This window comes from Salisediminibacterium halotolerans, assembly GCF_003814815.1.
In the GTDB taxonomy this organism is placed as follows: domain Bacteria; phylum Bacillota; class Bacilli; order Bacillales; family Salisediminibacteriaceae; genus Salisediminibacterium; species Salisediminibacterium halotolerans.
Map to the genome: position 1 here is coordinate 328,177 of NZ_RKQQ01000001.1, position 20,268 is coordinate 348,444.

The window sequence follows — 20,268 nt, forward strand, 5'->3', positions numbered from 1 at the left end:
ATTAGCGCGCGCCCTACCCCGTCACTAGCAACGTGATCCCTGCAAGCGCGAAGGCAAATCCCGTGGTTTGGACCCGGGTAAGCTGTTCGTTATCGATCAGCCGCGCACACAGCACGGTGAACACGGGCGACATCGCGCCGGCGAGGGCGACGATCGACAAGAGGCCGATATTCACGCCGAGCACGAACGTGACGGCGCCGAGGCACTGGAGCACGCCGACGGGGATCATGAGCTTGATGAAGTTGGCGGTGGCCGGCGTATGATTGACGCGGCCGGATAGAAAAGCGGCAGTGAAAATAAACGAGCTCGTCATCGTGATCAGCACGCCCCACATGCCTTGTTCGGCGGCCGGGACGTTCAAAAAGACGAAGAACAAGCCGAACAGGAGCCCGCCGACGAGCGCTTTTTGCATTGCGCCGCGGCTTACGTCGGTGACGGAGGCCGGTTCTTTTTGCGAGATCAAGGCGACGGCGATGATCACGAGCACGATGCCGATGAGCGCGGCCATGCCGGGACGATCGCCGAGACCGAAGCCGATCACCACCGGCATGACGGCGGATGCGACGCCGGTGAGCGCGGAGGCGATGCCCATTTTCTCATCCGCGAGTGAGCGGAAGTAGAACATAAATGCCGCGCCGAGCGACACGCCGCTGAGTGCGCCCCAGAAGACGGTCGCTAATTCGAGCGGTACGCCGCCCGCGAGCACGATCGGCATCATCAGGAGCGCGCCGATCGCCTGCGCATACACGACGACGAGTATGACCGGCGCCTCCCTCGTCACCCGTCCGGCGAGGAAATCGCCGACCCCGAACATCATCGCTGTCATCAATCCGAATACTAATGCCATCTTGCTTCACCCCTTCTGCAATAAAAAACGGAAGACCCTGACATCAGGCATCTCCCGGGCTTTTCTCCCTCCGTGTCACAGCTTTTCAGCTGCGGGCTTTCTCTCGGACCAGCCCGCGGCACCCCGCACGGAACCCTAGAAAACCTCGTTTTTTCTATTATTACGCTGGCAATCTCTCTACAGGCATTATCGCGGATGAAGCCTCTGAATGCAAGGGAGAGGCTCACCAGTCACGAGACGATTAACGAAAAAATTCAGCCGAAGCTTCATAATTCAGGGCGTATCGTGCATTTTCAGGAAGATGTCCTTGGCTGCTGGCTGGAGGAGGCTTCGATACCAGCAAAGATTAATGATGAACCTTTATTCATGTAGGCATATTTAAGTTTCTTAACATGCCGCACGCCTTAACGTAAGTCTTCTTGCTCAGTTTTTTTTGCTTGAAGCTTCCGCTCGCCTGTAGACGTACGTACAACCTTAAAATAATTCCTGATTCATCCAAATAATAAGGCTAATCATTGATTTAACTGACAGTCACTGACACGTAGAAGTACGGACAACTGCCTGAAGATAAGAAACGGTTGCGCCGTTTCATGAGACTCGATCACAGCTCCTCGAGTTATCATTTTTTTCTGACATTTCAATCGTTTCTCACGGCAGACAATCGCTGTACAAGGAAAATTACTGGTTCTCATCTCCTGTGTATTAATGCTTGAATCGGGTCATCGCGGTTTTTCATAAGCTGTACAACGAGCGGTATTCATCCGTATACTGAAACCGTTGTTACCGGTTTCAAGCGGATAACAGTCAGGCAAAGATCCACTACTTGATGTTAGGGAGGAATTTGTATGAGGAAGTATCATTCGACGACGTATCGGAAACTATTTGGGGCAGCGATGACAGCGGTGCTGATGGCCGGGACAGCGGCGACAGTCAGTGCCAATCCTGGAAACGGACAAAACGGCGACAATCCGGGAAACAGCGGGAATGCCCCTGACGGTCCGAAACGGGATGTCGAAAGCGTGAATGCGTTGGATTCAACCAGCTTTGAGATCGATTTTGATAAAACGTACCCGAAAGGACTGGAGATTGACAGAGTTGTCGATGTGACGGTTGAAACGGCTGATGGCGAGCAGATCGAACCAGAAGTCACCGATTACCAAGTTTCTTCCGAGGATCGTTCGCACGTCACGGTCGAACATCAAAACGATGACCTCGAGGGGCTGCAAGGAACGTTAGCCGTAGACAGCGTTGAAACGGAGTTTGACTATGCTAAAAGCTTATCGTTAGATATCTCTCATACAAATGATATCCACTCAAAAATTGATAATTTTGGCAAAATATCTGCCTTTATTGATGAAAAAGAAGCAGAAGCGGAAAATCACCTTTTCTTAGACGGCGGCGACATTTTCAGCGGCAATGCGGTCGTTGACCTGGAAGACGGCGAACCGATTGTTGCGCTGCTCAATGAAATGGGCTTAGATGCAATGGCGATCGGCAACCATGAATTTGACTACGGTCAAGAAGCGTTTGCCGCGAGAGAAGAACAAGCAGAGTTTGATTGGCTGAGTGCCAATACGGAAGTCGTCGACCCGGATATCCCGATCAAACAGCCCGAACCATACACAATTAAAGAAATTGACGGCGTAGATGTCGGGATCTTCTCGTTAACGCAGAGTCCGCCTGCGACAAGCCCGTCCGGTATTGTCGGACTGGAGTTTCATGATTACGTTGAAACCGCGGAAGCCTACTCTTACTTAGAAGACGAATCCGATGTGTTGATTGCGTTGACGCATATTGGCAACAATGCGGATAAAAACCTTGCCGAAAACGTCGATTTCTTCGATGTGATTATCGGCGGTCACAGTCACACACGAGTGTTTGAAGAAAAAGTCGTTAACGGCACCCCTGTCGTGCAAGCAGGGAGCGATTCGTTGTTTGTCGGGCAATTTAACCTCGAATTTGACGGGTCCGACGTGACATTCAACGATTATTACTTGCAAGATGTTGAAGAACTGACCGAAGTGAACGAAGACGTGCAAGCAATGGTTGACGGCTACAATGAAGAAGCCGAAGAGCTGCTTGAAGAAGTCATCGGCTACACGAATACCGGCTTAAGCCGCGAAGCCCGTTATGAGAGAGATACGTCATTAGGAAACTTCATCACTGATGCGATGAAAGACGCTGTCGGCGGAGATATGGCTGTAACAAATAACGGCGGCATTCGCGCGAATATTGACGAAGGCGAGATTAAAGCTCAGGATATTTACACGGTTGAACCGTTCGGCAATGAACTGGCTGAATTGGAAATTACCGGTGAAGATATGCGCGACGTGATCGAATATTCTTACTCACGAAGCAACAGTATCGATCTGCAGGCTTCCGGGTTAAACTATACGGTGTATACTGATGAAGACGGCGAGTATGTCGATGCCGATCTGTACGTTGATGAGGAACCGATCGAAGACGATAAGACGTATACGCTGATTACCAATGACTTTATGGCTGAAGGCGGAAGCGGCTATGACTTCTCTGAAGCTGAGGTCGTGCAAGGAGCTGCCGGTTATATCACAAACGCGATGTTCCAATTGAATGACGAATTGATGGAAGAAGAAGGCGCTGTTGACTACGAAGACGGTGAAGGGCGTATTCAAATCGAAGAAGAATAAAAATCACCGTCGATTTTAGCGATCGACAGGTGAAAACGGACGCCCGGCATTGTCGGGCGTCCGTATTTTTAGAAAAAAGATTATTTTGACGTAAGCCACGCAGCCACTAACCTCCGCTTGCCGTAGGCAAGGCTTCAGCTAATCTAAGACCGGTATTTTACCGGTCTTAGATGGATCTTCAGCTCTTGCTTTCCTACAGGCGTCGGAGGAAGTGGTTGCGTGGCTTTCTTATTTTGCACAAGAACAGGGAAAGGTTAAATCTTGCAGGGCATCAACCCGAAATGCCGGGCGTTCGTTTGTTTTTATTCGTCTTTTTTAAAGCGGGAGCGGGCGCTTTTTTGGCGCAGGCGGGTCATTTTCGCCGATACGCGGGCGCGCGCGTCGGTTTCCGAGTCGGTGTTGATCTCCGCGCGGATCAGTTCATTGCCGGCGAGTGTCAGCGTCAAATGAGTGCCTTCGCCGGCGCCGTCCGGCAGCTCCGCTTTGTCGGCATGAATTTCGCTGTGTTCCGCTTCAAGCAGGATCACAGCGGTGCCGCCGTCAACGATCCGATCAATCACGCCGTGCGCTTTACGTTCAGTCGACACAGGCGAGTCCCTCCTCTTTGATCTCGTCCACGCGCGCTGGACCGATGCCGTCGATCGCGTCGAGGCCGCTGAGCGAATCAAACGGACGCAAATCTTTCAGCTCTTGGGCGCGCGCTTCGCCGATTTGGTGAATCTCCTCAAGCTCGTCGGCCGGCGCGCTGTTAATATCGATGCAACCGGCGGCAACGCCGTTATTATTATCGGCTAGAGCCGCGTCATTTTCGCTGTCATTTGTTCTGTGATTATTTGTGCTGCCGTTGTTTCCATTGCCTTCATTCGTATCTCCGCTGTCAGCCGCTCCTTCATCTCCAGGTGCAACCTCGCCGTCGTGTTCCGTCTCGACAATGTAACCATCGCCGTCCGATTCGACGCGGACGGTGCCGTGCGCGTCCGTGCCGTAGAGATCGATGCCGGCTTCTTTGACACGGTCAATCACTTCTGCGTGCGGATGGCCGTACGTGTTGCCCTCGCCTGCCGAGTAGATGGCTGTCGACGGATCAACGGCTTCGAGAAACGGCGCCGTTGTGGACGTCGCCGAGCCGTGGTGGCCGAGCTGCAAAATATCAGCGTCTGCCGCTTCACCTTTTTCCGCTATCCGCGCTTCGGCGGTGTCTTCGGCATCGCCGGTGAAGAGGAGCGAGACGTCGCCGTAATCGAAGCGGACGGCGAGCGAGCTCTCGTGCAAATCGCCGGTCAGTTGGTCAGGATTAATGATTTCTAGCTCAAGCGTGCCGAAGGTGAATTCGTCGCCGGTGCGGGGCTCGATCAGCTCAACGTCGTGCGTATCGGCGGCATCCAGCGCGCGTTCGAACGTGTCGGTGTCCGTTTCTTCGCCGGACATCCAAAGCTCGTCGACAGTGATGCCGGCGTCCATTATTTGATCAACGCCGCCGATGTGATCGGCGTGCGGGTGGCTGATGATGACCGCGTCGAGCTCGGTAATTCCTTCGGCTTCGAGGTAATCGAGCGCGTACGTCTGGTTCCAGTCGCCAGTGTCGTAAAGGATGCGCTGCGTGTCGCTGTCGGGGGCGGTGACTTCAACGAGCGCCGCGTCCGCCTGGGCAACATCGATGAAATGCACGTCGAGTTCGCCGTCGATGTCGGCTCCGCCGCTGTTGCTGTTATTGCTCTCTTCAGCGTTCGCGGCGCTATTTTCATTCTCTTCATCGTTTTCAGCCGCTGCGGCCGATTCGTTCTGATTGTCATCGTTATCATTGTCCTCAGCCGGTTCATTGCCGGTGTCCGAGTCTGCCGTGTCCTCATTATCGCCATTTTCGTCATTGTCCGCGCCGCTGTTTTCCTCGTTGTTTTCGGCCTCCTCGTTTCTCTCTTCTTCCGCGTCAGCTCCCTCGTTCACTTCCCCATTCGCGTCGTCCTCGTTCGCACAAGCCGCTCCTAATAGCAAAGCAGCCGACGCAACTGTCAGGCGCACACCCAGGCGGTGCATGACCGATTCCCCCTCTGAAAAAATGATCGTGATCTGTCGTTTTTTCTCGCCCTCATTTTACCATATGACTGGAATTGAACGAGGCGGAAAAACGCTGTTTATTCGTGATATAGTGAATACGGACAGAAAACGAGGAGGGACAGCTTATGCTTTCTCATGAAACCGCACAAGCGATTGTTACACGGACGATGGAAATTCTCCCTTACAACATTAACGTAATGGATGAACGGGGCATTATTATCGGATCAGGCGATCCCAATCGCATCGGATCTTTACATGGTGGGGCCCAACAAATTCAACGAGTCGCTGACAAACTCACGATAAGTGAACAGGATAATCATGTATGGCAAGGTGTCAAACCCGGAGTGAATATGCCAATTCACTTTCACGGTGAAACGATCGGGACCGTTGGGATCACGGGAGCTCCAGAGGAGGTGACACCTTTCGGACAGCTCGTAAAAATGACAGCAGAAATGATTCTCGAACAAACATATTTAATTGAACAAATTCAATTTGATGAACGGATTCAGCGCGAATTTGTTTTTCAATGGATCAATGAAGAACTGACTGGGAACGCCTTAAAAGAAAAAGCCGAGTCATTAGCAGTTGACTTGCACCGTCCGCGCCGAGTGCTGTTATTGGAAAGCCAGACACCATTAGATCCAGCTTCTAAGCGCCAAGATGCGAACCGTATTGAAAAAATGCTTAAACCCCAGCTCCAAGCGCATGATCTGATCGCGGTTTTTCATGACCAAGTGATTATTATCAAAGATTGCACACATTCAGACGTAACCCTTACTTTATCGCACTGGCAAAGAAATATTTTACCTGCAAGCGTACATATTGCAGCCGGAAATCAAGCAACGGAGCCAAGAGAGGTGCCGATTTCTTTTTATCAAGCCGGGCGAACGTTATCCGCTTCCTCAGATGAATGTAACGAGGATACAATTCATTATTACCAAGATTATATGATCGATGCTTTACTGCAATATACAACCGAGGATGAAAGATGCTATCGCTATTTTTCATTAAGCGAATTAAACCATTTACTCAAAGACCAGCCTGTGCTGAAAAAGACTCTTCGTGAATTCATCGCGCATAACGGTTTTATTGGTGATACGGCAGCAGCGTTATTTATCCATCGTAATACGTTGCAGTACCGGTTGAATAAAATTACGGAAGAAACGGGGAAGGATCCGCGCAATCTGCAAGATTTGCTTTACTTGTATGCTGCCCTAAAAATTTCCTCCGCTAAACCGAGAACGACTTGAACAAAAAACTTTCATGATAACGCTTTATATTTGGTCGACGGACCAATGACCGGGATAATATTAAGCGCTTACAATCAGGGTGTACAATAACTCTGAAAGGGATGTGAGAGTGATGCCCGTAAGTGCGTTTGGAGCCATGTTCGGTTTAGTGTTAGCTATTATACTTATTTTTCGAAGAGTGCCTCCTGTGTATGCGTTGATCACCGGAGCTGTTCTCGGCGGACTCGTCGGCGGCGCAGGGATTCAGGAAACGGTGGATTTAATGATGGAAGGCGCGGAAGGAATTATTCCGGCTGTACTTAGAATTCTCGCTGCCGGTATTTTAGCCGGGGTTTTAATTGAATCAGGAGCTGCGGTGACGATTGCGACAAGTGTTGTAAAGCGCCTCGGTGAAAAGAAAGCTTTGCTCGCCCTTGTGTTCGCAACGATGCTTTTGACAGCAGTCGGCGTTTTTGTCGACGTTGCTGTTATTACTGTTGCTTCGATTGCATTAGCGATTGCCCATAAGGCCGGACTGAGTAAAACAGCGATTTTGCTTGCGATGGTCGGCGGCGGTAAAGCCGGTAACATTATGTCGCCGAATCCGAACACGATCGCTGTTGCAGAAGCCTTTCAAGTACCGTTAACTTCCGTGATGGCTGCTGGTATTATTCCTGCCGTATTCGGGGTAATCGTCACATATATTCTTGCTAAGCGCCTCGCGGTGAAAGGAACATTCGTTGAAAATGAAGACTTAAAAGAATCAGAAAATGCAGAATTGCCTTCGCTTATAACCGCTATTATTGCACCGTTTGTCGCGATTTCGTTATTAGTGCTTCGTCCGCTGGCGGATATCGAAATCGATCCGATGATTGCGCTTCCGCTCGGCGGTTTGATCGGTGCAATTGCGATGGGAAAATTCCGCTCGATCAATTCCTTTATTTTGACCGGTCTCAGCAAAATGTCCGGCGTAGCCGTCCTTTTACTTGGTACCGGTACGATTGCAGGAATTATTACCAACTCGGATTTGCAGTATGTGTTAATTGACGGCATCGATGCGATCGGACTCCCAAGTTATGCGCTCGCCCCAGCGTCAGGAATTTTCATGGGTGGTGCAACGGCATCGACAACATCCGGAGCCGTTGTCGCCGGAGAAGTATTCAGTGGCACGCTGCTTGAACTCGGTATTTCCGGACTTGCCGGGGCCGCGATGGTTCACGCCGGTGCAACCGTGATTGACCATATGCCGCACGGAAGTTTCTTTCATGCGACTGCGGGAAGCGTATTGATGGGCTTTAAAGAACGACTGAAAATTATGCCGTACGAATCGCTCGTCGGGTTGACGCTTGCCTTGATTTCGACCTTGATCTTCGGTGTATTTCAACTATTTTAACGGAGGGATCCCTTAATGAACATACTGATCGCACCTGATTCGTTTAAAGAAACACTCACGGCCGGTGAAGCGGCAGATACGATCGCCAAAGGCCTCCGCCGCGGTTTTCCCGCCGCAAATCTTTCAACCTCCCCGATGGCCGACGGCGGCGAGGGGACCGTCGATGCACTTGTGGAGGCGACGAACGGCCGCTATGTTTCAGCTGACGTCGAGGATCCGCTCGGCCGCACGGTCACCGCGCGCTACGGACTGCTCGGCGACGGCGAAACGGCAGCAATTGAAATGGCAGAAGCCTCGGGGATTCACCTCGTCGCCGAGGATGAGCGCGATCCGAAAATCACCTCCACGTTCGGCACGGGCGAACTGATCCGCGACGCGCTCGATCACGGCGTCACAAACATGATCATCGGCATCGGCGGGAGCGCGACGAACGACGGCGGCGCCGGGATGGCGGAAGCGCTCGGGGCCCGCTTTCTCGACGCGAACAGGGAGCCGGTCGCGCGCGGCGGGAGCGCATTGAACGAGCTCGCCGTGATCGACACCGCGAACCTCGATCCTCGGCTCAAAAACGTCCGCTTCCGCATTGCCTGCGACGTCGACAATCCGCTCACCGGCGAACGGGGCGCCTCCGCGGTCTTCGGCCCGCAAAAAGGCGCGTCAGCGGACGACATTGCCCAGTTAGATGCTGCGCTCGCCCGTTACGCGGGATACCTTGCGCGTGACGTCAGCATCGACCCGTCCGCAATTCCCGGCTCGGGGGCCGCTGGAGGTCTTGGCGCGGGGATGGTCGCGTTTTTAGACGCGGAACTCGAAAGCGGTGCGACGATCGTCGCGGACGAAACGAACCTCGCCGCAGCGATCGCCCGCGCCGACCTCGTCATCACTGGCGAAGGCGGCATCAATCACCAAACCGTCTACGGCAAAACGCCGATCCACGTCGCGAAACTCGCCAAAACGCACAACCTGCCGGTGATCGCTCTCTGCGGCACGATCAGCCTCGGCTACGAAACCGTCTTTGACGCCGGCATCGACGCTGTTTTCAGCGCGGTCACCGGTCCTGTAACCTTCGACGAACTGAAAGCCGATCCGATCACCCCGGTTGCGACCGCTGCGGAAAACCTCGGACGGCTTCTCGCAATGAAACTTTCCAGCTAAACGAGATAAACGCTTCGCACTAGCGGAAAAACGGTTTCTCCAAAGGACGGTCCTTCTTTCATGGAAGGACCGTCCTTTTTCGTTGGAAGATTGGTTGTTTTTCAGCGAGGTTAACACTATATTGAGGACGATAACTTCATTATTGACGCGTTAAGACTCTTTATTGAAGGGGTGAGTCCGATTATTGAAGGGCTGAACCCGTTTATCGAAGCCGTAGAAGCGAATATTGACGCCGATATAAAAACAAAAAGCGTTCATGCCGCGAATCCGGCAGGAACGCTTTTCTGACAGTGGTCATTAAACTGCTTATTTCGCCGACATTCCCCCGTCGATCCGGTATTGCGAACCGCTAATAAACGCCGACTCGTCCGAAGCTAAAAACAGTACGAGGTTCGCGATATCTTCAGACTCGCCGTAACGGTGAAGCGGGATGTCCTGCTCGAGCTGGCTTTTAACCGCCTCGGCGTGATCCGGGCTGAAGCCTTTCTCCAAGGAGCGCATCATCCGCGTATTAACCGGCGACGGATGGATCGAATTCACCCGCACGTTTGACTCCGCCGCTTCGAGCGCGGCCGTTTTCGTCAACCCGATCACCGCATGCTTTGACGCCACGTACGGCGCAACGCCCGGCGAACCGATAAATCCGGCTACAGACGAATGGTTAATGATACTGCCGCTCTCCTGTTTTGCCATCACCGGCATCACATATTTCAAGCCGAGAAACACCCCGTCGACATTGACTGCCATCACAGTTTGAAACTCGTCGAGCGTTTGTTCCGGAAGCGGCTTTACTTTCCCTTCAATCCCGGCATTGTTAAAGAAAATATCAATTTTCCCGAACGCTTCGACGGTTTTCTCGACATACTGTTTGACGTCCGCTTCGTTCGTGACATTCGCCTGGAGCGCGATCACCTGTCCGTGTTTTTCCAGCTCGCTTTTCGTCTCATCGAGCGCTTTTTGATCCAAATCGACGATCGTTACGCTCGCGCCTTCCTCAAGAAAACGCTGCGCCGTCGCTTTCCCGATTCCGTTCGCGCCGCCGGTAATAATCGCCGTCTTCCCTGCCAGTCTCGCCATACAAACAGCACCCCTTTCGCCTAGAGTAATTTCCAATCTTATACACTTGTCTTATTCCCTTGACTAATAGGCGCAAACATCTTTAAAAAACTTCCATTTTTTCAGCGATACGAAAGGAAGAAGCTTCAGCAGCGGGAAAGACTGCCGTTCAGTCCTCCTGCTGTGAAGCGCCTTCGTTATTCCTTTTCTCTCCCCTTCATCAATGGCCACCAGCTGAGCCGGCCTAATAACGCGATCGATGCCGGGACAAAGAGGGGGAGGATCACCAGCGTATAAAAAAGCAGACCGGTAATCGTTAAAATACTGATTTGTAAGAGTGTCAACACTCCGGAAGGAATCATCGATGCAAACGTACCGCCAAGAATGAATGCGGCCGAGAGCACGGTTCCGCCTACGCGCTTCATCGAAAATAACAGTGCACGCTGGATCGCTGTAGCGTTTTGTTGAACGCTGATTTCATCCGTGCCGCCGCCTTTATAAACTTCCGTCATCCGCCCGAGCAAAAAGATCGAATAATCGACACCTAATGCTGTTAACAAGGCAAAACCAAAAAACGGCACTGCCCACATTAGTCCGTCCGCTCCGAAAAATGTTGTAAAAACATATTCAGTTATTGAAACTGCGCCAAAGTATGCAGCTACTAGAGAGATCAAAACGACTAACGGCATCACTAACGAACGAAACTGCACGACTAAGGCGGTGAAAATGCCGATCAGCATAATCGCCGCGGTGCGGATAAAGTCACTCGTAGAAACATCACGTAAATCGCGGTTATCACTCATGATTCCGTCAATAGCCATATCCGCCTCCTCAAACGGTGTATCATTTAAGGAAAACTCAGTAATGTATTCCATTTCGTAAAGCAAATCCATCGCCTCGTGACTGTATGGATCATATTCAAGCGTCGCTTCGATCAGCGCGACATTATGCTCGTCCGGCGTAACATACATGTCCCAAGCATCTTGAAAATCCTCTTCGTCCATCGCCTCTTCCGGAACAAAAAACCCTTCGAGCGGATTGGCCGGTTGATCGGCGATTTCATCAAGCAGCTCTCGGGCATCTTCCAAACCTTCGCTGATTTCATCGGCACCGTCTCGCGCTTCTTGCAAACCGGTTGTCAATTCATCGGCGGCCTCGCGAACCATTTGCAACCCTTCGAGCAGTTCCAGGTGGCCTTCTTGAATCTCTAACAGACCTGTTTCCAGTTCGTTCAGCCCGTCGACGGCTTCGTTCAGCGCCGAAACAGCCTCTGCCAGCCCATCAGCCAATTCATTGAGATCGTCTTCGGCACGATCTAATTCGCTGTAAATCGTCTGAAAAAGTTGATCCGGATCGGGCAAGTCGCCATCCGGGAAAAAGCTTTCCAACTCATCTTCTAATTCCAGCCCGGCAAAATCGTCCTCTAATTGACCGTAAGCCTCTTCGACATCGCTTACGAGCGCGCGCACATCAGCTTCAATCCGATTCATGTCATCGATAGCTTGTTCGAGCGCAGCCGCAAATTCACGCGGCGAAACGTCGGGAAAATCGTCAGCGACCGCGAGAAGCGTGGATTCTACCTCATCTAACCGATCGTAAATCTCTGCAAACACTGCATCGATTTCGTCGCGGCCCAAATCCGGCAGCCGTTCACTGATCTCTGTAAGCTCCTCTTCAGCACGGGAAAACTCATCCTCAAAGCCGCCGATAAAGTCTTCGATCTCTGTAAACAAATATTCTCTTACCGCTTCTTCCAATTGGTTGACCGTCTCGTCGACGAGCTCCAGTTCGGCAAACACCGCTTCCAGTTCTTCCTGCCACTCTTCTTCTTCCAGATCGGCGACACGACCGCGAACCTCGTCAACCGCTCCTTTCGCCTCATCGATTCGATCGTCGAATTCCTCCGCCAGCTCATCCGGAACTATCTCCGGTAAAGCCGCTAAAAACGCATCCACTTCATCCAGGTACGACAGCACCGCGCCGCGCAGTTCTTCTCCATCCACGCCGCTCTCTTCCGAAATTCCGGCGAGAATTTCCTCGATATCCAGCTCCGCGCCGTTTTCAAACAGATCACGCTCTTTCCATTCATCCCTTAATCGCTCGCGGACATCTTCTTGCCAATCTTCTACGTCCAAGCCGGTAAGCACTTCTTCCATTTGATCAAGCGACTGGTTGAGCTGCTCTTCCACTTCAGACAGCCGCGCCTCTAGATTGTCGAAGAAACTGTCCGCATCGGCAAAATCAAGATCTGCATCGATATCAAGCTCGGCCAATTCTTCAAGCGGAAGATCTTCAACATCAATCAACTCGCGCGCCCTGTCGAGACTTTCTTCAGCGTCAGTAATAATCGCTTCAGCCCTGTTTTGAAAACTCTCAGCTTCGCGTTGAATCTCGTCAATCCGCTCCTCGGCGTCAGCTGCCGCTTCCTCCGCCCGGGACCTTGCTTCTGCGATATCTTCTTCGATCTCTTCAACGTCTTCTTCCGCGGCTGCGACTTCCGCACGGTAAGCATCGATTTGATCTTCAGCTTCGCGGACTTCCGCTTCTGCCTCCGCAAGCTCCGCGGCAAGCTCGTTTAAGCCCGACCTTATTTCGCGGACACCTTCAAGCGCCTCATCAGTGCCGGCAATTAACTCATTGATCCCTTCTTCCGCTTCGTCGATATCCTCTTCGCTGTTTTCAACTTCCTCCTGCATTTCCTCTAAGCCGCTTTCCAGCTCTTCTAAGCCGTCAATTGCTTCGCTCAGCCCGTCAGAAAGCTCCGCAGCCTGATAAGGTACAGTGAACTCCTCTTGCGTCTCGCCTAAAGGACGGCTGACGGTCCGCGCGGAATCAACGCCATCAAGCTTGGCAATATTTTTCGCCGTCTGTTCTAAGTAAGGAGCATGTTCGGATTTTTTCCAGGAGTCATCGCTTTGTAAAACAACGGTAGCGAAAAACATTTCACCTTCACCGAATGCGTCATCGATGTAATCATACGCTTCAACCGATTCGAAATCGCCTTGAATCTCTTCAATCGAATCAAACGAACGCGCATTTTCATAAAAGAACAACAGCGGAATCATGATCAACACGACGACCAATAACGCCGTTTTCGGCCGGAAAATCGAAAAACGTCCGAGCGCGCCCCAAAAACGATTGTCGACCGCAACAGAAGTTACTTTTGCCGGCCAAAACATCAATCCGCCCATCAGCGCTAGTACAGCCGGCATCACAGCCCATAAGCCGATCATAAGAAAAATCATCCCGATCGCAACACCGACAGCAGAGCGGTATAACTCAAAATCTGCCAAGCCGATCGCAGAAAAGCCGATCCAGCCTGTAAAGGCGCTGTACAGCACTGTTTTTCGCGATCCGCTCATCGTTCGTTTCATCGCACTTTCCTTGCCGTCCCCGGCAGAAAGCTCCGCCTGAAACCGTTTCATGACAAGAATGCAATAGTCCGTTCCGACACCAAAAACGACGGTTAACACAAAAATTTGCGTAAAATTCGAAACCGGAAACCCTGCGTTGCCGATTAAATACGACACTGCACCAATCGACGAGACATACACACTCCCTAACAGCAGAAGCGGCACAATCGGTGCGACCGGAGACCGAAAAATAATCGCCAGAACCGTGAAAACAAGAATGACCGTGATATATGTAGACGTTTCAAGACCTTGTTCCGTGCTTACATTGACATCTTCATCAATGACGACAGCTCCGGTTAAATAATGGTCAACGCCGTCAGCTTCCGTCTTCTCGTTAATATCGTCACGGATAAACTGAAAGTCAGCAGAATCAACCTCTAATTCCAGCATCGCTAAGAGCACATCTTCGTCGTCGCTTAACAGCTGTTCTTCTTCCTCGCCGTCAAACGGCGTAATCACATCGTTAAGCGGCAAATCACCGGGAGACTCCTCCAGCTCTGCAAGCGTCTCTTTTATATTGAGCTGAACCTCTTCCCCGATGCCGTCCTCTTCTCTGTATACGACTATGACTTCTTCCCCGGCAAAACCGCCGTCGCTTTCAATCATCGGATCGACGAGAGTGGAAGGATAACCGTCCGGCGGACTTTCCTGGCCTTGTTCACGGACAAATTTTTCGATATCAGGAGAATATACGTAAGTAACCGCTGCCAAGATCAGCCAAATGATCGGAATTATGTATACAAGCGTCATCTTGTCAGGCCTCTTTGATTTTAAGTGACGCCATGTCTGCTTGCTGAACAGCCTGTGATTAAACTTCTCGTTCAAAATGAGCATCTCCTAAACATAAAAATAACGTGCCCCTTTTCGGAAGAGACACAATGACTGACAATCAGTCACTAACATCACTGACAACGAATCGCCCGCTCAACCATCATCGAACCTACGAATAACTACGATTCACCGCCAAAAGGGTTCCCAATTTACAAATATCCAGATAAAAAACCCCCTCCCGCTTTGGAAGGATGCTTCAGAGTGTAGATAAACGATTATTTTGACGTAAGCCATACAGTCACTAACCTCCGCTTGCCCCGGGCAAGGACTCAGCTAGCCTTCGGCGGTCTCAGACCGCCAAAGCCGGATCTTCGTCTCTTGCTTTCCCGGAGGCGTCGGAGGAAGTGGCTGTATGGCTTTCTTACTTAGCAACAGTCTAAAACATCCTTCACTTTAGAAGCGTGTTTTTCCAACCGCCGAATAAACGGTTACAAGTCGAGCCGGTAAATTTTTCGCGGGCGGCCGCGGCTGCCGGACTGTTCTTCGCCGACGATCGCGGCAAGCCCGGCGTCTTCAAGCTCCAGTAAAATCCGCCGGGCATTGCGCTCCGAACTCGCGAGCCACTGGGCGACTTCTTGCGAGGTGACCGCCTGCTTTTGATAATGCTTCACCGACGAAGCAAGTTTCGAAACGACGCCGGGACTTAAATTGCGCTCGCCGAGTTTCGCCTTCACATCCTCATTCAGCCGGCGCGAATCGTACGAGACCGGCTCGTCATCGGCAAACACCTCGGTAATCTGCTTCGTTTCATCGACAGAGATAATCGCCGAAGTTCCCGGTTTGCGCGCATGCTTTAAGGCAAGCCGGACGTGCTCTTCGGCCTCAAGCGCGGTCACCCCGTACCCGGCACCGAGCCGGACAGCCAGTTTCGCCTGCAGCTGCGCCGACTCCAGCAAATAAAACGGCGACGGATGCGACTCGATCTCCCCGCGCGTTGTATAAATGTAAAACAACCCGTCGCCCATTTGCACGAACGAGCCCTTCAGCTCTTCGGTATAATCGAGCAACAGCCGCTTTAATTCCAGCTCCTGGTGCTTTCGTTTATACGAATACTGCTGCGCTTCCGACTCCTGCTCCGCTTCAAAAATCTCCACGCCGACGATCGCCAATTGGCTTTTCCGGTACCAGTTCGCCTGCGCCCGCTCCTTCAAAAGCCGCAGGCTCACTTCAATCGTCGGTTTCGTCACCGTGATCCGGTAGACCGGAATCCCTTCGGCGGCCAGCGTCTGATACACCGAGCGGATCGTCGTAAAGGCGATCTCCGCCTCGCCGTTCCGGTATTTCTCACGATGAAAAGCGCTCAGCTCATCCGGCGGCATATACCCGCTGTACGGCAGCCCGTGCACCGTCAACGCCTGCAGCGAGTATGTCTCCCGCACGAAGGCGATCTCACTGTCATCGAGCGTATCGACGCTTACCGCCGCCATCTTCGCGCCGCTGTTATAACTCGCCTCCAACAGCGCGCCTAACAGACTCGACCCGTGATGCGGCGGAAACAACGCCGTTTCCTCAGAGATTAACCCTTCAGCCAGCGCCAAGGCATAAGGCGACTGCCCGGAAAACAGCCACTGGTCAATGTAATCGTTATGTTCGGCCACGATCGCCGGCGTTTCTTCCGTATGTTCGTAGGCAAAGCTGTACAGGATAAAATCCGGATACGCTTTCGCAATATTGATAATTTTATCGACCGAATCTTTCGGCCCCATCACCCCGAGACGTATTTGCACGATTAGTCCCCCGCTTTATTTTTCACATACGCTGTCAGCACTTTCACGCCGTTTTCCAAATCGGCAAGCGACGCATGTTCATCCGGATGATGGCTCAGCCCGTCGCGGCACGGAATAAACAACAGCCCCGCCGGCCATCGATGCGCCATATTCATCACATCATGCCCCGCGCCGCTCTCGAGCGTGTAATTCGTCAACCCCGCCGAACCGGCCGCACGGACAAGCGCTTCATGCACCGACGGATCAAGCTGGACGGACGGATTGTTCACTAACGTCGCAATCTCCAGCGTAACACGAAAGCGCGCCATAATCTCCGCCGATTTCTCACGAATATCCGCCGCCAATTCCTCTTTCAGCACATCCGACACACTGCGGATATCGATCCCGAGCTGCACCCGGTCGGGAATCACATTCATCACATTCGGCTCACAAGACACCGTGCTCGCCGTCGCAACAATCGGCATGCCGCCGCGCTCATTTAACGCCTGCGCCCGCTCATAAACATACGTAATCAGCTCCGCCGCCATCACGAGCGCATCCTGACGCCGATCCATCGGCGTCGTGCCCGTATGACCCGCCTTGCCCTGCACATCCACCTGGAGCCGAATCGGACAGGCAATCGCCGTCACCGCCCCGACATCAGCCCCGGCTTGTTCAACCCGCGTGCCCTGTTCAATATGCAGTTCAATAAATTCCTCCAGCTCGGCTTCGCTCCGCGCTGCGGAAGGGGTGTCGTCATACACGAGGCCGCGTTCTTCGACAGCTTCTTTGATCGTCACGCCGTCTTGATCCGCGACATCAGCGAGCGCGTCTTTATCCAACAGACCGCTCATCGCTTTACTTCCGATCGTCGAGACGCCAAAGCGGGCCGATTCTTCCGAAGCAAAGCAAATGACTTCCAGCGGCTTCGCCGGCACGAAACCGTCTTGTTGGAGCTGATAGACGGTCGCCAGCGCGCACAGCACACCGGCGACACCGTCGTAGCCGCCGCCGTTCGTCACGGTATCGACGTGCGAGCCGAACGCAATCGCCGGCGCGTCGTCCGGTACGGACGGCGGGTTCCAGCGGGCGATGACGTTTCCGGCTGCATCTTCACGGACAGCGAGCCCGAGTTCTTCAGCCAATTCAATAAAATTCGCGCGCGCCGCCCATTCTTCGGCGCTGTAAGACAGGCGGGAAAAGCCGTCCGGCTTTTCCATCGTCTCGGTGAGATTTAATTTTAGTAAGCGTTCTTCCAGCCATTGCTGCATCGCTCGTTCCTCCTCCAGCTTCATTGTCCGGCTTTTTCTTGCCGCGGCGTTGCTTCCAAGAGCGTCCGCACGAGCGTCTCAACGGCAACGGAAAGCGTCGCTTCGGCAAAATCAAACTTCGGGTGGTGATGATTGTAGGACAGCGGCGTGCCGAACAAGAGATACGTCGCTGTGCCGCCGTTGTCCTGAACGCGCTTAATCATGTGTGTCACATCTTCCGACGCGCGGACCGGCAGCGCGTCAAGCACCTCAATCACGCGCTCGCTCGCTGCGGCCGCGCGTTTAACCTCTTCGATCCACGCTTGATCGCAATCAGCGGCAACCCCTTCGCCGACGAACTGAATCTCTTCAGTCACGCCGTGCATCTTCGCTGCGCCCGATAAAATATCGACTGCTTTATCAACCACGTACTGATTTAACGCGGTCGTCTCGCCGCGCGTTTCAATTTCCAGTTTCGCCTGATCGGCGATAATGTTGCGTCCGCTCCCGGCGTGTAACGTGCCGACATTCAGGCGGGTAATCCCGTCCGGGTGAGGCGGAATCGCCTGCAAATGCACAGCCGCCGCTGCGCCGGCTAAGAGGGCATCGCTGCCTTCGTGCGGATTCATCCCTGCGTGCGCGGACGTGCCTTTATACATGCAATCGATTTTTGTCGTCGCCAAAAACTGCGTCGCCGTCGCCGCGACTTGGCCGACTGCAAGCGGCTGGATGCCGATGTGTCCGCTTAAAAACTGATCGACACCGTCGAGCCAGCCGTTGTCGACAATCGATTTCGCGCCGCGGCTTCCTTCTTCTGCCGGCTGAAAAATCAGCGTGTACGTGCCGGCGAGCTCTTCTTTCAGCGCCTCGAGCACGTGGGCGACGCCGAGGCCGATCGTGATATGACCGTCGTGCGCGCACGCATGCATCGACCCTTCGTGCCGGGCGCGAAATCCGCCCGCGGCCGGGAGATGATCCGCATCGGTGCTTTCAGTGATCGGCAAGGCGTCGATATCAAAACGGAGCGCCGTATGCGGCCCCGGTTGACCCGTCTGCAACACCGCGACAACACCGGTGTGCCCGCCGCGGATCGATGCTAAAAACTCCGCCGGCACAGTTTTTGCCGCGGCTTGCAGATACGCTTCGTCGACGTCTGTTGCCGGCAGGCCCATCCGCGAATCGGCCTTCGCGACATCTTCGCCGGTATAAAGCTTAAACGACAGGGGCGCGAGCGCTTCGTAAATCGCATACGTCGTTTCGTATTCGCACCAGCCGATCTCGGCCCGTTCGTGAAACGCGCGCCGCCATGCCGGGAGCTTTTCTTCCGTGTTTTGTAAGGCAGCTCGAAGTTTTTCTTCAGCGCTCATTGATATCCTCCCCGGCGTTCAGCGTCATAAGCGCATTAACCGCGACTTGCGTCATCATTTCCGCGCCGATTGCCAACGCCTTTTCATCAATATCAAACTCCGGGTCGTGCAGCGGCTTTTGCACGTCGCGCGAGGCGATTGCGGTGCCGAGCCAAAAATACGCACCCGGATACTGGAGCAAGAATTTGCCGAAATCCTCGCCGCCCATGCTCGGTTCAATTTCCGGGGCGGCATCGTCGCCAAGCACCGTTTCGGCCGTATCTTTGACAACACCGCTCCAAAACGGATCGTTCATCGTCGCCGGATAGCCGTCGAGATAGTCGACTTCGGCCGATCCGCCCATCGATTGCGCGATCCCTTCGGCAAGATCGGTCATTTTACTTTTAATCAATGCGCGCATCGCTTCATCATACGTCCGCACCGTGCCTTCAAGCGTCACGTGTTCAGCGATCACGTTGTAACGCGAGCCGCCGTCGATTTTCCCGATCGTCACGACAGCTGATTTCAGCGGATCGGCATTACGGCTGACAATCGTTTGCAGCGCGGAAATCACTTGATTGGCGATCACGATCGCATCCGCCGTTTGGTGCGGCATGCTCGCGTGCCCGGAACGGCCGCGGATCGTAATCGTAAACCGGTCGGAGTTGCCCATCATCGCCCCCGGCCGCACGCCGATCTGCCCGACCGGCAAATCCGGCCAGCAGTGCTGCGCAAAAATCGCGTCGGGCGGATACTCGTCAAACACACCGTCCGCAATCATTTGATCGGCGCCGCCGACGGGGGCATTTTCTTCCGCCGGCTGAAAAACGAGAAGCACGGTACCTTCAAGCTCGGCCTTTTTTTCCGCCAAAACAGCGCCGGCGCCGAGAAGCATCGCCGTGTGCGCGTCGTGGCCGCAGGCGTGCATTTTACCCGGCACTTTCGAGACGTACGCGTGCTGATTTTTTTCCTCAATCGGCAGCGCGTCGATATCAGCCCGCAGCGCCACCGTCTTCCCTGGGTGCGCGCCTTCAATCACAGCGAGCACGCCGGTATCTGCAAACCCGGTCTGATACGAAATCCCCAGCCTGTCGAGTTCGGCTTGAATCCGCTTCGACGTTTCCGCTTCCTCTGTACTCACTTCCGGGTATTGATGAAATTCTCTGCGAAGAGCGATGATCCGGTCTTCATAAGCCAAAACGGCCTCTTTTACATTCATGATTGTTCACACCTTTTTATTCGTTCTCACAGGAAAAAGGGGGAGAGCAGTCGCTGCCCCCGGCCCCCACTTGCCTGCGCGTTTGATCACGTTTTATGACTT

Annotated in this window: 13 protein-coding genes and 1 riboswitch; of the genes, 4 read left to right on the forward strand and 9 right to left on the reverse strand. The window is 53.2% G+C overall.

Features of this window, described 5'->3' with window-relative positions; genetic code table 11:
* Positions 1-13: 13 nt before the first annotated feature.
* Positions 14-847 carry a DMT family transporter gene (locus EDD67_RS01480; protein WP_121439403.1) on the reverse strand — a complete coding sequence of 278 codons (834 nt, stop codon included), beginning with the start codon at positions 845-847 and terminating at the stop codon, positions 14-16.
* Between the two features lie 49 nt (positions 848-896).
* Positions 897-997: riboswitch (guanidine-I (ykkC/yxkD leader) on the reverse strand.
* A gap of 695 nt (positions 998-1,692) precedes the next feature.
* Here EDD67_RS01480 and EDD67_RS01485 point away from each other — a divergent pair.
* Positions 1,693-3,513: a 5'-nucleotidase C-terminal domain-containing protein gene (locus EDD67_RS01485; protein ID WP_121439404.1), complete on the forward strand. Its 1,821-nt coding sequence runs from the start codon at positions 1,693-1,695 to the stop codon at positions 3,511-3,513.
* A gap of 302 nt (positions 3,514-3,815) precedes the next feature.
* Here the strand turns inward: EDD67_RS01485 and EDD67_RS01490 are convergent, their stop codons facing one another.
* Positions 3,816-4,100: a DUF3006 domain-containing protein gene (locus tag EDD67_RS01490; protein ID WP_158638179.1), complete on the reverse strand. Its 285-nt coding sequence runs from the start codon at positions 4,098-4,100 to the stop codon at positions 3,816-3,818.
* A complete protein-coding gene (locus EDD67_RS01495) occupies positions 4,090-5,547 on the reverse strand; it encodes an MBL fold metallo-hydrolase (RefSeq protein WP_121439406.1) in 1,458 nt (485 codons plus the stop codon). The genes EDD67_RS01490 and EDD67_RS01495 overlap by 11 nt, the downstream gene beginning before the upstream one ends.
* A 146-nt stretch (positions 5,548-5,693) precedes the next feature.
* On the opposite strand from EDD67_RS01495, the gene EDD67_RS01500 reads away from it, so the two are divergent.
* From EDD67_RS01500 to EDD67_RS01510, 3 genes are all read left to right on the forward strand, one after another.
* Positions 5,694-6,818 (forward strand): CdaR family transcriptional regulator, encoded by a 1,125-nt coding sequence (locus tag EDD67_RS01500; protein ID WP_121439407.1) that lies wholly within the window; start codon positions 5,694-5,696, stop codon positions 6,816-6,818.
* A 112-nt stretch (positions 6,819-6,930) separates the two neighbouring features.
* Positions 6,931-8,190, forward strand: coding sequence for a GntP family permease (locus EDD67_RS01505; RefSeq protein WP_121439408.1), 1,260 nt, complete (start codon positions 6,931-6,933; stop codon positions 8,188-8,190).
* A 15-nt stretch (positions 8,191-8,205) separates the two neighbouring features.
* The gene (locus tag EDD67_RS01510; protein ID WP_121439409.1) at positions 8,206-9,345 is read left to right on the forward strand and encodes a glycerate kinase; all 1,140 of its coding nucleotides are present in this window, start codon (positions 8,206-8,208) and stop codon (positions 9,343-9,345) included.
* Between the two features lie 306 nt (positions 9,346-9,651).
* Here the strand turns inward: EDD67_RS01510 and EDD67_RS01515 are convergent, their stop codons facing one another.
* The 6 genes from EDD67_RS01515 to EDD67_RS01540 all read right to left on the reverse strand — a co-directional run bounded on the left by EDD67_RS01515 (position 9,652) and on the right by EDD67_RS01540 (position 20,166).
* Positions 9,652-10,422: an SDR family NAD(P)-dependent oxidoreductase gene (locus EDD67_RS01515; protein ID WP_121439410.1), complete on the reverse strand. Its 771-nt coding sequence runs from the start codon at positions 10,420-10,422 to the stop codon at positions 9,652-9,654.
* A gap of 176 nt (positions 10,423-10,598) precedes the next feature.
* Positions 10,599-14,564 (reverse strand): MMPL family transporter, encoded by a 3,966-nt coding sequence (locus EDD67_RS01520; protein WP_158638180.1) that lies wholly within the window; start codon positions 14,562-14,564, stop codon positions 10,599-10,601.
* 509 nt (positions 14,565-15,073) lie between these two features.
* Complete coding sequence (locus EDD67_RS01525) at positions 15,074-16,372, reverse strand: helix-turn-helix domain-containing protein (protein ID WP_121439412.1); 1,299 nt, start codon at positions 16,370-16,372, stop codon at positions 15,074-15,076.
* A gap of 2 nt (positions 16,373-16,374) precedes the next feature.
* Entirely contained in the window at positions 16,375-17,622 is a 1,248-nt protein-coding gene (locus EDD67_RS01530; RefSeq protein WP_121439413.1) for a M20 family metallo-hydrolase, read from the reverse strand.
* Between the two features lie 20 nt (positions 17,623-17,642).
* A complete protein-coding gene (locus EDD67_RS01535; RefSeq protein ID WP_121439414.1) occupies positions 17,643-18,968 on the reverse strand; it encodes an amidohydrolase in 1,326 nt (441 codons plus the stop codon).
* Complete coding sequence (locus tag EDD67_RS01540; protein WP_121439415.1) at positions 18,958-20,166, reverse strand: M20 metallopeptidase family protein; 1,209 nt, start codon at positions 20,164-20,166, stop codon at positions 18,958-18,960. The genes EDD67_RS01535 and EDD67_RS01540 overlap by 11 nt, the downstream gene beginning before the upstream one ends.
* Between the last annotated feature and the right edge of the window lie 102 nt (positions 20,167-20,268).

What these genes read in the sequence shown, in the direction of transcription:
- EDD67_RS01540 (WP_121439415.1), bottom strand. Translation starts at nt 20,166, where the DNA reads ATGAATGTAAAAGAGGCCGTTTTGGCTTATGAAGACCGGATCATCGCT.
- EDD67_RS01505 (WP_121439408.1), top strand. Translation starts at nt 6,931, where the DNA reads ATGCCCGTAAGTGCGTTTGGAGCCATGTTCGGTTTAGTGTTAGCTATT.
- EDD67_RS01530 (WP_121439413.1), bottom strand. Translation starts at nt 17,622, where the DNA reads ATGCAGCAATGGCTGGAAGAACGCTTACTAAAATTAAATCTCACCGAG.
- EDD67_RS01510 (WP_121439409.1), top strand. Translation starts at nt 8,206, where the DNA reads ATGAACATACTGATCGCACCTGATTCGTTTAAAGAAACACTCACGGCC.
- EDD67_RS01500 (WP_121439407.1), top strand. Translation starts at nt 5,694, where the DNA reads ATGCTTTCTCATGAAACCGCACAAGCGATTGTTACACGGACGATGGAA.
- EDD67_RS01480 (WP_121439403.1), bottom strand. Translation starts at nt 847, where the DNA reads ATGGCATTAGTATTCGGATTGATGACAGCGATGATGTTCGGGGTCGGC.
- EDD67_RS01535 (WP_121439414.1), bottom strand. Translation starts at nt 18,968, where the DNA reads ATGAGCGCTGAAGAAAAACTTCGAGCTGCCTTACAAAACACGGAAGAA.
- EDD67_RS01515 (WP_121439410.1), bottom strand. Translation starts at nt 10,422, where the DNA reads ATGGCGAGACTGGCAGGGAAGACGGCGATTATTACCGGCGGCGCGAAC.
- EDD67_RS01520 (WP_158638180.1), bottom strand. Translation starts at nt 14,564, where the DNA reads ATGACGCTTGTATACATAATTCCGATCATTTGGCTGATCTTGGCAGCG.
- EDD67_RS01495 (WP_121439406.1), bottom strand. Translation starts at nt 5,547, where the DNA reads ATGCACCGCCTGGGTGTGCGCCTGACAGTTGCGTCGGCTGCTTTGCTA.
- EDD67_RS01485 (WP_121439404.1), top strand. Translation starts at nt 1,693, where the DNA reads ATGAGGAAGTATCATTCGACGACGTATCGGAAACTATTTGGGGCAGCG.